The sequence below is a fragment of the Lacisediminihabitans sp. FW035 genome, from assembly GCF_054880895.1.
Map to the genome: position 1 here is coordinate 2,699,518 of NZ_CM142187.1, position 14,282 is coordinate 2,713,799.

The 14,282-nt window shown below is 60.5% G+C and carries 13 protein-coding genes and 3 pseudogenes; 8 read left to right on the forward strand and 8 right to left on the reverse strand.

Going from position 1 to position 14,282, the window contains the following annotated elements:
- Positions 1–3 precede the first annotated feature (3 nt).
- Positions 4–792, forward strand: a complete 789-nt coding sequence (locus tag ACVXZ4_RS12930) for a hypothetical protein (protein WP_461795243.1) — start codon at positions 4–6, stop codon at positions 790–792.
- A 148-nt stretch (positions 793–940) separates the two neighbouring features.
- On the opposite strand, the gene ACVXZ4_RS12935 is transcribed toward ACVXZ4_RS12930, so the two are convergent.
- The 3 genes from ACVXZ4_RS12935 to ACVXZ4_RS12945 form a co-directional block, all read right to left on the reverse strand.
- Positions 941–1,576: a hypothetical protein gene (locus ACVXZ4_RS12935; RefSeq protein ID WP_461795244.1), complete on the reverse strand. Its 636-nt coding sequence runs from the start codon at positions 1,574–1,576 to the stop codon at positions 941–943.
- 60 nt (positions 1,577–1,636) lie between these two features.
- Positions 1,637–2,143 carry a SecDF P1 head subdomain-containing protein gene (locus tag ACVXZ4_RS12940; protein ID WP_461795245.1) on the reverse strand — a complete coding sequence of 169 codons (507 nt, stop codon included), beginning with the start codon at positions 2,141–2,143 and terminating at the stop codon, positions 1,637–1,639.
- 124 nt (positions 2,144–2,267) lie between these two features.
- Positions 2,268–2,558: an antibiotic biosynthesis monooxygenase family protein gene (locus tag ACVXZ4_RS12945; RefSeq protein WP_461795246.1), complete on the reverse strand. Its 291-nt coding sequence runs from the start codon at positions 2,556–2,558 to the stop codon at positions 2,268–2,270.
- A 106-nt stretch (positions 2,559–2,664) separates the two neighbouring features.
- Here ACVXZ4_RS12945 and ACVXZ4_RS12950 point away from each other — a divergent pair, with 106 nt between their 5' ends.
- The 3 genes from ACVXZ4_RS12950 to ACVXZ4_RS12960 are packed head-to-tail and all read left to right on the forward strand — an operon-like array spanning position 2,665 to position 3,628.
- Positions 2,665–3,177: a hypothetical protein gene (locus ACVXZ4_RS12950; RefSeq protein ID WP_461795247.1), complete on the forward strand. Its 513-nt coding sequence runs from the start codon at positions 2,665–2,667 to the stop codon at positions 3,175–3,177.
- Positions 3,178–3,187: 10 nt separating this feature from the next.
- The gene (locus ACVXZ4_RS12955) at positions 3,188–3,391 is read left to right on the forward strand and encodes a hypothetical protein (protein WP_461795248.1); all 204 of its coding nucleotides are present in this window, start codon (positions 3,188–3,190) and stop codon (positions 3,389–3,391) included.
- An 18-nt stretch (positions 3,392–3,409) separates the two neighbouring features.
- Positions 3,410–3,628 carry a hypothetical protein gene (locus ACVXZ4_RS12960; RefSeq protein WP_461795249.1) on the forward strand — a complete coding sequence of 73 codons (219 nt, stop codon included), beginning with the start codon at positions 3,410–3,412 and terminating at the stop codon, positions 3,626–3,628.
- A gap of 1,119 nt (positions 3,629–4,747) precedes the next feature.
- Here the strand turns inward: ACVXZ4_RS12960 and ACVXZ4_RS12965 are convergent.
- The 3 genes and pseudogenes from ACVXZ4_RS12965 to ACVXZ4_RS12975 form a co-directional block, all read right to left on the reverse strand.
- A complete protein-coding gene (locus ACVXZ4_RS12965) occupies positions 4,748–4,972 on the reverse strand; it encodes a hypothetical protein (protein ID WP_354576877.1) in 225 nt (74 codons plus the stop codon).
- A 126-nt stretch (positions 4,973–5,098) separates the two neighbouring features.
- The gene (locus ACVXZ4_RS12970) at positions 5,099–5,362 is read right to left on the reverse strand and encodes a hypothetical protein (RefSeq protein ID WP_461795250.1); all 264 of its coding nucleotides are present in this window, start codon (positions 5,360–5,362) and stop codon (positions 5,099–5,101) included.
- Between the two features lie 113 nt (positions 5,363–5,475).
- Positions 5,476–6,140: pseudogene (locus ACVXZ4_RS12975) on the reverse strand (recombinase family protein).
- A 664-nt stretch (positions 6,141–6,804) separates the two neighbouring features.
- On the opposite strand from ACVXZ4_RS12975, the pseudogene ACVXZ4_RS12980 reads away from it, so the two are divergent.
- Positions 6,805–7,996: pseudogene (locus ACVXZ4_RS12980) on the forward strand (IS3 family transposase).
- Between the two features lie 124 nt (positions 7,997–8,120).
- On the opposite strand, the gene ACVXZ4_RS12985 reads toward ACVXZ4_RS12980, so the two are convergent.
- Together ACVXZ4_RS12985 and ACVXZ4_RS12990 are read right to left on the reverse strand one after the other, a co-directional pair.
- Positions 8,121–8,399 carry a hypothetical protein gene (locus ACVXZ4_RS12985; protein ID WP_461795251.1) on the reverse strand — a complete coding sequence of 93 codons (279 nt, stop codon included), beginning with the start codon at positions 8,397–8,399 and terminating at the stop codon, positions 8,121–8,123.
- Between the two features lie 203 nt (positions 8,400–8,602).
- Positions 8,603–10,144 (reverse strand): alpha/beta hydrolase, encoded by a 1,542-nt coding sequence (locus ACVXZ4_RS12990; RefSeq protein WP_461795252.1) that lies wholly within the window; start codon positions 10,142–10,144, stop codon positions 8,603–8,605.
- 405 nt (positions 10,145–10,549) lie between these two features.
- Here ACVXZ4_RS12990 and ACVXZ4_RS12995 point away from each other — a divergent pair.
- The 3 genes and pseudogenes from ACVXZ4_RS12995 to ACVXZ4_RS13005 all read left to right on the forward strand — a co-directional run.
- A pseudogene (locus ACVXZ4_RS12995) lies at positions 10,550–11,593 on the forward strand (glycoside hydrolase family 2 TIM barrel-domain containing protein); the annotation flags it as partial.
- Positions 11,594–11,671: 78 nt separating this feature from the next.
- Positions 11,672–12,676 (forward strand): LacI family DNA-binding transcriptional regulator, encoded by a 1,005-nt coding sequence (locus ACVXZ4_RS13000; protein WP_461795253.1) that lies wholly within the window; start codon positions 11,672–11,674, stop codon positions 12,674–12,676.
- 1,327 nt (positions 12,677–14,003) lie between these two features.
- Positions 14,004–14,222 carry a DoxX family protein gene (locus tag ACVXZ4_RS13005; protein ID WP_461795254.1) on the forward strand — a complete coding sequence of 73 codons (219 nt, stop codon included), beginning with the start codon at positions 14,004–14,006 and terminating at the stop codon, positions 14,220–14,222.
- The last annotated feature ends 60 nt before the right edge of the window (positions 14,223–14,282 follow it).

Consider the following 14,282-nt stretch of genomic DNA (forward strand, 5'->3'; position numbering starts at 1 on the left):
GACATGGCCAGGATGATGACTGCCTTGCAGCTCGCGGAGGCGCAGGCCGAGGATCCGGAATCCGACTCGGCTCGCGTTTGGGAGCTTGCTTCGCACAAGTCCATCCGAGTGCGACATGCTGTCGCGAGCAATCAAGCGGCCGACAATCGCACCCTGAGAAGACTCTTGGATGATCAGGTTCCAGAGGTCCGGATGGAAGCGGCAATAACTGGACGTAGTCGGCGCGAAATGCATTCCGCCCTCGTTCATCATGACGATAAGTCGGTGCGAGCACTGTTCGTCTGGGTCCTTGAGAGTGATCCGCATTGCATCGCTTACGCCGATCAGCGACTGCTGGCCGGCGATAGCTTTCGAGATGTGCGATCGGCCCTGGCGGGACACACACCATACGCGGACGTATTCGACCGGCTGCTTCACGATGACGATGCACGAGTTCGTGGTTGGTGCGCTAGCAACCCGCGGATCTCTCTCGAACAGATGGAACGCCTAGTCACCGATCGCGCATGGACTACGCGATCGCTGTCCGCCGTCACAGGGTTGAGGTACCCCACCGATGAACAGCTCGTTCGTCTTGCACGGGATCGTTCTGCCGAGGTGCGTTGGGCGGTGCTCAGTCGAGTCGATGCCCCGCGCGAAGCGTTAGAGATCATCGCCCAAGACAGCGACGATATGAACCGGCAACATGCCGAACGGATCCTCGGCGAAGGTGAGGTCAACGCGCCGGGAGTAATCGTGCAAGAACGAAGGCGGCGAGCGGAAACTGTGTACACCGATTTCGAGCCAGCGCCATAGCCGTTCCCAACTGATGGGCCCCGAGTTCGTAGATCGCCGCACGGATTTGCCGCGCAAGAGGTCCCGCTTGCGGGCGCTGACGGCAGGCTTCCGGGCAAGCCAACTCAGATGTCACCTAACCCTGCAGCAGACCCAGCTGACCCGACCTTTATCGCGTCGGCGTAGGAACTGAGATTTTTGTCCAGGCGGGATAGGGCGGGCATCTCAAGAGCAACTTACGATCCGCCAGGGCCTTCTGCGTATCGACAGACCCGTAGTAGGGATTCCACCCTTCCGTGTAAAAATTCGACTCGAATGCTTTCATAGTCGGAGAAGGGGCGATACGGAATCCGGATGCCGCCAAGCAGGCTTGAAGGAACCCGATGTCGTAGTTGTACATCGCCAGAATCTCAGAATGGCTGAACAAGAAATTTGCCTCAATCGGGTTGGGCAATTCGCGATCGCAGGCGAAGAGTCCAACGGCGATTCCTTCGGTTTCTGCTTCAGTGACGATGGTGCCCGATTCAGAAGACACTTGCACGCCGGTTACCCCTCGGCGGTGGAGACAGTCCTTGAAAGCAGCCATCCACCGCTGACCGGTGAGGAGCACAGGCGGACCAGTAGAAGGAACATCGGCGTCAGGGTACTGGTAGTGAATCGCTGTCCAAGAGTCATCTGATTGCTGTCGCAGCATTTGGAGTTTCTCACTATCGCTCAACGGAGTGACTGAGTTTGTCGACTGGGAGCATGACGAGACGCCGACGCAGACCAGCGCAGCGAAAGCCACCGCGAACGCGAGTTTCATTTGGATCCACTCATCGGGTTCCGCTTGCGGGGACTTCACCGACGTGCGAACTTGTTGGGGTCAAGGTGTTGCGGACGCAGTCAGGTCTGCGGCGGTCTGCTTGGCCTCGGATGCGGACCCGAATGCAAGAGTAAGCGGACTAGTCGTGATGGGAACCTTGACGAGAGGCGCGGAAAGTACTCGGCCATCGAGGACGATCGCCAGGTTCTTGTCGATGGCGTCGCCAGACACATTGCCGAGTGTGCTGGTATCCGCTTGGTTGAGCTCAAGAATGACTGAGTGTGCGGACCCCTGATCCTTGGAGAGCGTGACGGAGGTTGGTGTGAGCGTACCCAGCGACTTCCCTAACTCGTAGGTAGTGATGCCCGCGCGGTCGCACGCGCTGGACGGGCCGTCCGAGGTCAGAGCCGGCGCGCTGCACATACCCTCGGCTGAGGAGATCACGAGACGCAGTTGTAGTGGCTTTGCTGACGAACCAGCGCCACCGTCGGCCGTGCTGCAGCATCCGGCGAGAAGGACAGCGGCAGCGGCCAGAGCTGTGAAACAGGTAACAAACCGAGTATTCATCTCTTCACTGTAGAAGCCCACGGGATCCGAGGGAAGGAGGGCCCCTCTATCGCGAGAGAAACAACTCGGCGACCGGTACTGCAATCAGGACAAGGGCACAAAGTCGCCCCATATGACGTTCCGGTTACGGGACGGATCGGTAGTGCTCGACCAAGGGGAATGGCTCATAGAAATGGTGCAAGAGAACACGCCACGCCTGGTATTGCTCCGATTGCCTGAATCCGATCGTGTGGTCTTCTAACTGCTCCCACTCGACGAGCAACAGGTATGTGCTTGGCGATTCGATCGAACGCGAGAGCGACAGTCCCCGGCACCCAGGCATTGAGGTGATTATCGCCCGTGCTTCGGTAAAAGCGATCTCGAACTCGTCTTCCCTGCCGGGCATCACGGGCAGCAGTGCATGTTCGGTAATCACGTGAACAGTGTCCCATTCGCGGTCCCTCTTACGGTCGCTTTCAAGGCGGCCTTTTGCTCGGCTTCACTCACTCGCCCGAAGCGGGATCTTTTCTGTCAGCATCGGGGTGCTCCTCGTTCAGCTCCAGCTTCGGCTGGCCACTCAGCAATGCCAGAAAACGATTGACGCCACCTCACTGAGCGCAACCAATGTTCAAGACTCTGGACAAGCTTTCGGGCAGGGTCTCCTCGGTATTGGACTCACTGCCGCCCCCTTCGCGAAGGGCATCTTGCCCCCAAAGTGCGGCACAGCAGCCGCAAACACCGGAGCGGGCGCCGAGAACGTCGTCAATGGTGTTCGCCTGCGGGCACAGTTGACTGGCGAGGAGATCGCGGGTGGGCATGCGTTCGACAAGCATGTGGTTGAACTCGGGGAGTTCCCTGGCGTCGCGAATCGAAGCCAGTTCGCGGGGGTGATCGAGGACGTGGTGACGAACGGCGAGATGCGCACGCTCTCCGGTGGCAGGACCGGCTATTGGAAGAACGGAACGGTCGTGATTCGTAACCCTGGGGCGGTCGACGGCGGCACCGCATTCCGGCCGAGGGATGGCTACGACTACTTCTTGAACACCCTTCACTAAGGTTGGTGCCATGAGGCTGATTGACTCGGAAGACGAACTTGCTGTCACTGTGACCCTCGATGAGCTCCGACTACTCGCGAGTGCAATCGGGGAAGCGCTCGAGGCGGTGGATGAGTGGGAGTTCTCAACACGACTCGGGTTCGAATCCTCGGACGCGCGGGCGTTGCGCTCTGAGATTAACGAGGTCCTGGCACGAGTGGCGGGCGCGCAGTGAGTCCAAGGAGGCTCGCTCATGGGTGGCGGTGCCCTCGACATGCGGGTTGATCAGCAGCAGATCGATATCAATGGAGTCCGGGTGGGAGTGAACCGACCGGATCTCCAGTACACGCTGAATGGTGTGCGCCACTACGAGGAGTTCGACACAAGCGTTTCCGGGCGAGGTGTCGGTCTCAGGGACCGGCTTCTTGCAAATGATCCGGCGGGTATGGTCGACCTCCTTAAGGTCAATTAGGGTTCTTGTGAAGACATTGCTGAACGATCTCTATGCGCCGATTACCTCTTCGGTGGGCTTCCTCCAGGTCCCGCTGTCCGAGGCGGCAGCTGCGTTGAGTGGATGGCGTCAATCGTTGTACTCGAATGTCACCTCCGGGCCGGTCGCTTGCGGTTTTCCGGAGGCTTTGCACGGTCTTGAGCGACTTACTTTGGGCGCACGGCCTCGGGAGCTGTTGGTTGGACACGGAACGTGGACCGCGTATTTCGACAATTCTTTGCAGGGGACAGAAGCAATCAGCGCTATTGGTGTGCTCAGCCGAAAGCTCAAGTGCCAGGGGCTGGCCGTTGAGAGTATTCCCCACACCATCGGCCTAGCAGGAGTTCAGAAGGGCCGGACGGGCGCGGTTCAGTTCACGCTATTCGGACCCATTAAGACCCAATTCTTGAACTACGTGCGAACGGTCTCGGTCGCTTTTGATGGCAGTCGATGGGTTTTCAGCGCCACTGGGACGGAGCAGCTGTTCGAGCAGGTTGAGTCCTACGCGGCGCGACGGGCGCGGTTCAGTTCACCTCGGAGATGCTCGAGCGCTACTGTCAAGATCTCGGGGTCAACGTGTTCGATGCTGCCAGCTACGGCCCGGATTCCGTGCTGATAGAGAGCAATGTCCCCATGCCGAGGAACGGGGTGGTCATGACACTCCGTGAGGCTCAAAAGTGGTTGGAAGTCGATCCTGACGCTGTTTCGCAGCTTCCGGGGTAACTACAAACAAGTAGCGATGAATCAGCTCCCCGGTCCGTTGTAACAAGAAGTTGAGAGTCCGCCCTAGCGGGCCAATGTAGGCCCAGATTGACATGCGCTCAACCACGTCGACAATGTTCGGTATGGGAAGCGCAGCTGGACGACTGCAGCAGATGTGCTTCGAGATCATCATCAGCGCTAAAGGATCTTGTGGTCGCAATCTAGAAGAAAGTGCTCATTCTGCGAGAGATCCGGAGAGAGTAAGCCCCGGCATAAAACTGTCGGACAGGCGATCGGCTTGCGGCTGTTATATCACTGGGGTTTCCCCTTAGGGAGCTCTCGCCAACACGAACCCCTGACTGTGGCGTTCTGTCGTGCGAGTCTCGCTTCGAATTCGCATCACGGTCCGGTGGGCGGGATCAGGCGGCGACGCTTCTGAATGGCCGATGACCCCAGTCCACCGCTGATGATCGGCGCAGCCTGCAATATGTTTGCAAGGATCTCCGCCCGAGGTTCATGGATCGTTTCGCGCAGAGTGGCACTGGCAGCGATCAGGACAGCGGCCATAACGGCGAGCATCGTGTATGCCCGCCGGACCCAGATCCGAGAATGAACTGTCTTCATGCGTGAACACTATTTGTTTGATATCACTCGTGGGCCCCGAGATCAGAGGACACTATTAAGCGACCGACGGTGTCGCGATTACCGTTCCCATCACGGGATATCCGCGTGATCTGGACATAGCGTCGTTTATCGCTTGCTATCCAGCGAAACTGCGACTGCAAACTCCTTGGCCGTTTCGGGAAGCGGCGGGTTAGCGGCTGCCAATCGACTCATCTTGACCTTGTAGTAGATCGCGGTTCCGTTCCGGGTGGCTCCAATCACCAGGCCGATGCCGCCGCCTGTGAACGGAGGGTTGTGGGGTTCCCAGAACACGAGGATTAGCCCTCCGACGAGCAGGATTGCGTTCACGACGATGCCTCGGATGAGCCTGCTCTTCGGATAATTCTTCACGTTTGCACTCTAATACTCCCGCACAAATATGCGGAGAAAATTCGAAACAGCTGTAATCCCGCGTTGGCAGCACCTCCGCCGCAGGTAGGCCATCCGCCGGCCCGTCCGGCGACTTAGTGTTTGCGTATGACGCTTCGCAGAAGGTTCCCGTTGTCGACACAGATGCCGTGCAACGGGAACGTCCGTGTTTCCTCTTCGCGTTTTGCTGCCAGTTGTCGATCGATGGTCCGGTAAACGGTTGAGCGGGCAACGCTGAAGAGTTCAGCCATTTCCGCGGCCGAGTGAGTTCCTGCTTTCGCGATCTCCATCAAGTGTCGTTGCTGTGCGGCGGAGAGTTTGGGTTGCTTTCCTCGCAGTCTGCCTTTTGCTTTCGCAACCTGCATGCCTTCCCGGGTTCGGGCGCGGATCAAGTCTGATTCGAATTCGGCAACCATGGCGAGGACATTGAACAGGAGCCGTCCGACGGGATCGTTGGGGTCGTAGATCGATCCGCCGATGCTGAGTTTCACGTCCTTGGCGGTGAGTTCGTCGATGATGTCCTTTGCATCGCGAAGGGACCGTGCCAGCCGGTCGAGTTTCACGACAACGAGGGTGTCACCGCTACGGCACGCGGCGAGGCCTTCGCGCAATCCGGCCGGGCCCGGTTGGTGCCGGTGAGCCCATGATCGGTGTCGATCAGGGCGGGCCGAACGCCGAGCCTTTCGAGTGCGTTCTGTTGAGCGGTCAGGTCTTGTTCGTTTGTGGATACGCGGGCGTACCCAATCAGTAATTCAGTCATGAAAGCAGCGTGATCACCGCTGCCCAAGTGCTCAAGAACCGCAACGTTGTCCGACCCGCTTCTGGGCTGTTGTTTTGAGGTCAAGACATTCCCGAGTGACACACGGCACCGGCTCGCTCGGCCGCGGGTCCATTCACTCGAAACGTGACGCGGTCGACGTCCCGCTAACGGGCAACCCCGTCACTGTCGACGGAATGCACGGAACATCGCAAAGATGACGAACACGGCTCCAGCTAGGCCAAGAAGGATAGCGAAGGGCTCAGGACCTTGCACACAGCTGCTCGCGGCGGGATTTAGTGAATCTTGGCACGAACCTGTCTGGAACCCGACAGCGATCAGCACACTGAACAATGCGGCGACTAAGGCGGCGACGAGCCAGCCACCGTGAACTCGGCCTCCTGATCTCATGCAGCTACCTTCGCACAAACATTAGCCGAGACATGAGGAAGGGTCTGCTGCACGGTCAGGTGACCCATCCATCAAAAGGTGACGCCGCCAACATACCGGCGGCATGAAACCCGGGACGGTTCAGGCCGACACGCTTCCCGGTGCGCGAGTCGCTAGTTATGAATGAATCGGCCTGACTTCGGTTCCGTTCTTCTAGTAAGGATGGAACACGGTGAACAGAAGATATTCGCCGGAGATAGGTGAGCTGGCTCTCAGGATGCTCGCGGAGGCCAGACCGGAGTATCCGACGGCCGCGATCCGCCCTGTCGCTGGGCTGCTCGGGATGAGTCCAGAGACGCTGCGGTTGTGGCACCGCCGTTACGAGGTCGACGCCGGCGTGAAACATGGCGTCACGACCGAAGGGGCCGCGGAGATAAAGCGCCTGCGGAAGGAGGTCTCGGAGTTGCGGAGAGCGAACGAGATCCACAGGGCTGCGAGCATCTTTTTCGCGAAGGAGCTCGACCGCCCCTCGACGAGATGATCCGGTTCATCAACGAACACCGGGATCGTTTCGCCGGTTGAGCTCATCTGCCAGGGCTTCGACCGGCAGTGAGAGGATTCCTGACCTCGCGTGGGTATCGTGCTGCGACGAGCAGGACACCATCAGCTCGTCAGCTGCGCGATGACTTGCTCGTGCCGGAGGTTGCGCGGTTGCACGCGGAGAACTACGGCGTCTATGGGCGACGGAAGATGCACACGCTTCTGCGACGGCAAGGCTGGGCGATCCGCCGAGATCAGACCGAGCGACTCATGCGGGATGCCGGCGTTCGCGGGGTGCGCAAGTCGAAGAAGGTGTTCACGACGAAGTCCGGCCCCGCGCTGCAGCGGCCGAAGGACCTCGTCAACCGCCGCTTCACCGCCGACGGTCCGCGGCGACTCTGGGTCTGCGACGTGGTCTATGTCGCAACGTGGTCAGGGTTTGCCTATGTCGCGTTCGTCACTGATGTCTACTCGCGTCGCATTGTCGGCTGGAACGTCGCAGCGACACTGCGGGCCGAAATCCTGCCCATGCAGGCTCTCGATATGGCGGCGTGGGACGCAGGCGGAGACCTCACCGGGGTTAAGTGTCACTCCGACCGGTTGAACTCGCGAACTATATGGCGATGGTCTGAACCGATCGCATCGTCGAACTCGGCGCGGTGCCCTCCACCGGAACTGTCGGCGACAGCTATGACAATGAGATGGCAGAGGCCGTCAACAACCTCTACAAGACGGAGCTGATCCGCCAGCAGGGTCCGTGGCGCACAGTCGAACAGGTCGAGCTCGCCACCCTCGAATACGTGTGGTGGTGGAACAACCAGCGACTCCACGGCGAACTCGACATGCGAACCCCGACCGAGGTCGAGAACGCATACTACGCAGACAAAGAATCCGCCCAACCGGCACCCGCCGGACAAGGCTCCCACTAGGAACGAAAGTCAGGCCGATTCAGCCTGCTCCTTTGCCCTTCGCCCTTCGCCCTTCGCCCTTCGCGACCGTGAGCACGGTGGAGGCTGGAGCCTCCGCGGGCGACGTCGAAGTGGAGGCAGCCACTTAGGCGAGAAGGAACGTCGACAAAACATCGGGTAGGGCGTTGTCAGATGTCTGGCTGTGACCCTCGATGGCCAACTCTCCCGAGTGGCCGAAATACGTTCCGGGCGAGAGGATGACCGGCACTTTCTCGCCGGCAGCCAACCCCTCGGGCAGCAGCACGTCGGAGTGCAGCTCCACGGCCGACCCGTCGACCGAGGGGAAGTAGTGCTGCGTTGAGGACGCACCCTCCGGAACCCGGTCATTGCCGGCATGGGTCACCGCTTTCGTGTCCGTTGCCACCTGGGCGGCCGACGCGGGCGCGACAGGCGCGGCCGAGGCCGAGGAGCAGCGGCAGCACGGTGGCTGCCGCTGCGGCTCGAATGACAGGAGAGTACAGGGGCATGGGATTCCTTTTCTCTCGGCGAGGTCTTTTCGGCGAGGGCACGCCGAATTCGTTTGCCGCGCATGACTGTCGAGAAAGTCACCTGGAACTGCCCGTCAGTTCAGCACTTCTTGTCCTTCGTCGGCATCTTCCCTCCCACGAGGAAGCGGGTGGTGATGCCGTCGGCGCAGAAACTGTCGCCATAGATGTACACGCCGTGACCGGTCCGGTCGACGCTCACCAGCGTCGACCGCTTGTCGAACTTCTCTCGAAGCATGGTGCCTCCGGCATGGGGTGTGGCCGGGTCGCGGCTGTTCTGCACTATCAAGATATTCTCGGGACCGTCATCCACAATCGCGACCGGCGGTTCGACCTGTTCATAGGGCCAAAACGCGCACGGCATGATGTTGGCGGTGGCGGCGCCGAACACCGGGTACCGCGTGCGATCCTCGGCTACAGCACGCTGGTAAACCGACACATCCCCGGAGAATTTCTTGTCGTTACAGGTCACCGCGAGGAAGACTGAAAAGGTGTTGTCGCTCGGTGAAAGCTGCGTGGGCGCGACGGCTGAACCGGGCACCGCGGCGTCCATTTGGTTCATCTGGCTCGTGACACCGGCGGCGTCGGAGCGGAGTACGTACTCCCAGAACTGGGCGGCACCCGCATAGAGGGATTCGTTGTACAGGGACACGAAGGTGAATTGACGGAACAGGTGACCGTCGAGTTGTCCCCCGTCCATCGGAGTCGCATCGAGCCGGTGCGCCAGGCTGAAGTAGGTCTTCCGCACCTCGGCCGCAGTGGATCCGAGCCCATAAGTGCCGTCGCGCTTCGCCGCCCATCGCGCGAAATCGGGGAACGTCTCTTCCGCCCCCAGCCCGTACCGTCGAATACCCTCTCGATCGAGATGGGTATCGCCGATGGCACTGTCCAGCACGATCCGGTCGGTGCGGTCGGGAAACATCGACGCATAGGCGGCGCCAAGAGCCGTGCCGTAGGACACGCCGAAGAAGCTGATCTTCTTCTCGCCGAGCGCGATTCGGATCCGATCCATGTCGCGCGCCATGTTCGCCGTGGAGACGTGGCGCAGGCTCCCGTCGACGTCATTCGCTGCGCACTGTTCCGCGATGCCTTTCACGACCTCGGCCTGAGCCGCCACCGCCGCCCGGTCGGCAGCGTACTTCGGGATGGCTCCGGCGTAGCCCTGGTCGATCGTAAAACCGCAGGAGATCGGAGCGGAGTGGCCGATCCCGCGAGTGTCCACGCCGATCAGATCGTAGGCATCGCTCACGCTGACTGGCAGACCCTTCGACACGAGATCGAGCGACTGGGTCAGCCCCGATTCGCCCGGGCCGCCCGGGTTGAGCAGCAGGATGCCACGACGCTCGTCCGGCGCCGGACTGGCCAGGCGCGACACCATGATCTGGATCTCCGCGCCGCCCGGGTCCGTGTAGTCCACCGGCACTGGAATCGAAGCACACTGGAGCTGCTTGAGCGGATCCGCAACATCTTCGGGGCACGCTGCCCAGGCAACCGGGTCGGCGGCCGGGACGGCCGGTTCCGCTCCCATCGCAGGGGAAGGAATCAAAAGGCCAGCCAGGGCCAGCGTCGCGACCAACGGCAGGCCCAGGAGACCATTTCTTACTTTAACCATTTCTGCTTCCATTCGTTTCGTTCAAGGACCACAGTCCACACCGTGACCTCGGGCCCGGGGCAAGCCATCGCACGAGACAGCTCGAAACCATATGGATTAGGAATCCGCCGGAATCCGGTGGGGCTCGAACAGGGGCCCTCCCATTCAGGGTCACGAGGCAGACCATGCAACGATGACCGTGGAAGTGCGCGAGCCTCAAGCACGAATGATGCCCCAATTGAGCTTTTAACCAGACTCCCTGTCGTATCCAGATCGCAGCCGTTTTGGGCAACGGAGAGGCTCCCAATGGCCTCAATCGGTCGAATACTGCAACGAAATTGCGCTAACTCAGCCAGCCAACGACTTCACAAGAAATGCGACCGACCGGGCCAGTGCCCCAAAAAAACAAGACTTCCGCGCGCGTCATGTCGGATCGGAGGGACGCTCATCGACTCTGTTCAGAGCTACTGCGGACTGCGATCAGTGTCGATCGATGGGCAGGTGCTGAAGCTGAACGGTGAGCCGGTCTTCCAGCGGCTCGTCTTGGACCAGGGATACTGGCCGGACACGCTGATGACGGCCCCGACCGACGACGCTCTCAAACGCGACATCGAATTGTCGATGGCCGCAGGATTCAACGGCGCGCGACTCCACCAGAAGGTATTCGAGGAGCGATTCTTCTTCCACGCCGACAGGATGGGCTATCTCGTCTGGGCCGAATTCGGCGACTGGGGCGTATCCGGGCAGGGCGTCCTTGGCAACAATCAACGTCCCACCACTTCATTCGTGACCGAATGGCTGGAGGTCCTTGAGCGCGACCACAACCATCCATCGATCATCGGCTGGTGCCCTCTCAATGAGACGCACCAGGTTCTCCATGACCGCACGACCACTCTGGACGATGTCACGCGCGGGATGTTCCTCGCGACCAAACTCGCGGATCCAAGTAGACCGACGATCGATGCCTCCGGATACGCGCACCGCGTGGAGGCGACCGATATCTACGACTCCCACTCCTACGAGCAAGACCCCGAAGCTTTCGAACGCGAACAATCCGGACTCTCGGACGGACGCCCATATCTCAACCGGTCCGACGCTGGTATCTTCTCGGTGCCCTACCGTGGGCAGCCCTACTTCGTTTCCGAGTACGGAGGTATTTGGTGGAACCCCGACCATCGAGACGCAGACGGAACTGACCGAGCAGACTCCTGGGGTTACGGACAGCGCGTCGCGAGCGAGACGGAGTTTCACGAACGCTTCGCTGGCCTAACTCGAGTGCTGGCCCGAAATCCATTGATGTTCGGTTACTGTTACACGCAATTGACGGATGTCTTCCAAGAGCAGAACGGAATCTATCGCTTTGATCGAAGCGAGAAGCTCAGCGTCGCACCAATCAGGGCGGTACAGCGCGAAGTCGCCGCCTACGAAGACCCTGACAACCTTCGAAGCCACACAGCACGAGTGTCCCCTGGGCTCCGCTGAGCGACGGCGCCCAACAGTTAGCGATGGCTCATGACGCCGAGTATCACAGGCCAAAATCGGCGACCCACTGTCAAGGATGTGGCACGTGTCGCCGGCGTGTCCTGGGCTACCGTCTCCAACGTCCTCAACAATCATCCGAACATCCGGGCCGGCACACGGGCGCGCGTGGAGGCAGCCATCCAGCAGCTGGGGTATCGACCCTCAGCGGCCGGACGCGAGTTGAGAGGCGCACCCTCCCGGCTGCTCTCTCTTGTTGTACCCGATATCGAATCGCCGTACTTCTCCCACCTCGCCCATGCACTCATCGCCTACGCGGAAACCCTCAACTTCACCGTCTTGATAACCGAGACCGGCGGAAACATCGAACGCGAACAGCGAGCGATACGCCCCCATTCGGAGCGAAACGTCCAAGGGACGATATTCAGCCCGCTCTCACTGAGCCCTGACGACATCGAAGCTCTCCGTGAGGGCGCGCCTGTCGTCGCCTTGGGCGAGCATTTGCGAGATGATCGACTCGATCACGTTGCCATCGACAACATCACGGCTGCGCGGCAGGCAACCGAGCACCTTCTGGCAACAGGCCGTCGGCGCATCGCGTTCATGGGCTACCAGCCAAGAAGCACTGCTGGCACCGGTGACCTACGACTTCAGGGCCATCGAGACGCACTCGCCGCGGAGGGAATCGAACTCGACGACTCGCTCGTGATCGAAACGGGAAAGTACATCCCCGAAGAAGGCGAAGCCAAAACCCTTAGGCTCATTGAGGACGGAGTCGATTTCGATGCGCTCCTCTGCGCGAACGACCTTCTTGCCGTCGGCGCCCTTCGCCAACTACGCCTTCACGGGATCTCGGTTCCGAATTCGGTCGCCGTAGTCGGCTTCGACAACACCCCCGAGGGCCGGTATTGCTGGCCGGCGCTCACAACCATCGCGCCCGACATCGTCCAGCTCGCCCACCAGGCGCTCGATGTGTTGATCATGCGCATCGCCGCACCCGGGAGACCCCCGTCACACATCGTCGTCCCGTACGAATTGATCGAACGAGAATCGAGCACTCCACCATCGCCGTCGCACCAATCGTGACACAGGGATCGGAACCATGCGCCGTAAGCCCACGATCCTGGTTTTCTCAGGTGCTAGACACCGGCCAGGCCGATCAATGGCGAGGCCAGCGAGGACTGGACTACGAGCATGTTCGACGCAATCGCCCAGCCCGCGATCGTTCCATTGGGAGCCTGAGAGTTTGGGAGCCTAGTATTACGGCGACTGCGCTGGTGAGCGCGCCAGCCATCCACGGGACAAGAGGTGCCGCCGAGATGAGGGGTCGCAAGGCCGGCTCAATACCGGTGGCGCGTGCCCGCGGTTTGCGGAGTCCCAAGCCCCGGGCACGAGAGCACACGGCCAGACTCCCGGGATCCCGCCGAATAGAAACAGGGAGACGGATGTTGACCACCATGATGCGGGTCTGCGGCTCTTGACGTCAAAGCGGAGCGCCGCCGAGCTACCCACTGTTGCGGAAAGTGCGATGGTGATGGTCATGAACAATAGGACTGACCCGGTCTCCCCGTAAACGTGCGGCACTCCGCAATACAGGGTGACTGCCGCAACCGAGGCCAATAATTCGCACTCGAAGGCGGTAAGAGCCAGCACGAGAATCAGCGCTGTCGCTCCGACAAGTCCCGCGGCCCAGAGTTTCCTAAGAGGGATCGTGACGGTATTTGCCAGCGCCACAGAAGGAACACCGACAGACCGCAGCCGACTCCTCGCTGCTTTTTTGGTGGTCGAGGATGGCTTCTTCGTGGGATCTTGCCCAGTCGGTCAGAATCCTGATCGGCTCGTGAAGCGTTCCGCCCAGTGTGGTCAGGCTGTAATGGACCCTCGGGGCGCTTCGGCGAAGGTTCGACGCTCGGTGATGCTATTGCTCTGCAGGCGACCGAGAGTCTGGGTGAGCACCTTCGGGAGACTCCGCCGATGAGAATCACGAGTTCACCATCACGCTTGGGCCCGTCGCCCAGAGCGAACAGCGTAACGACCTACCACTTGTTGGCGATGATCTCGATCGCTAACCGGGCCGAGCAGTCAGCAAGGAACACGGTTCCGGCGGTGAGGCTGATGCGTTGAAGGGTACCAAGGGGTACCTATCGGATTCGTAGCGTCGATGACGTGGAACCTGGCGGGCTCCCCGCTACGCCGTCCGCGCATCCGTCTACCGGTTCGCCCGCGGAGACGCGCCCTTTCTGTGCCGCGAACCGATCAGATCGACCAACAAGGAGGAACACTCGTGCACACCATCGCCCTCGTCCTATCCCTTCTCCTCGCCCTGATCATGCTCGGTTCCGGAGTGATAAAACTCATTCACGCCCCGAGGGTCGTGGCCATGATGGAAGCGGTTCATGTCACACAACCGTAGATGAGGGTTCTCTGGGTGATCGAGGTCATAGCAACCGTTGGCCTTGTCGCGGGGATCTGGTTCCCCGAGCTCGCGATCGCGGCAACGATCGGAGTAATCGCCTACTTCGTCGGCGCGATCATCTCGCATCGGCGTGCGAGTGACCCCGACTTGCGTGGAGCCGTCGTCTTCCTTGGCCTGGCGGTGGTGACTCTGATCGTGGTATTCCTCAGCAGGTAGGAATTAGAAGGCGAGCGAAATGCGTTCCGACTCGGACCGCCGCCCACCCCTCTCAGCACG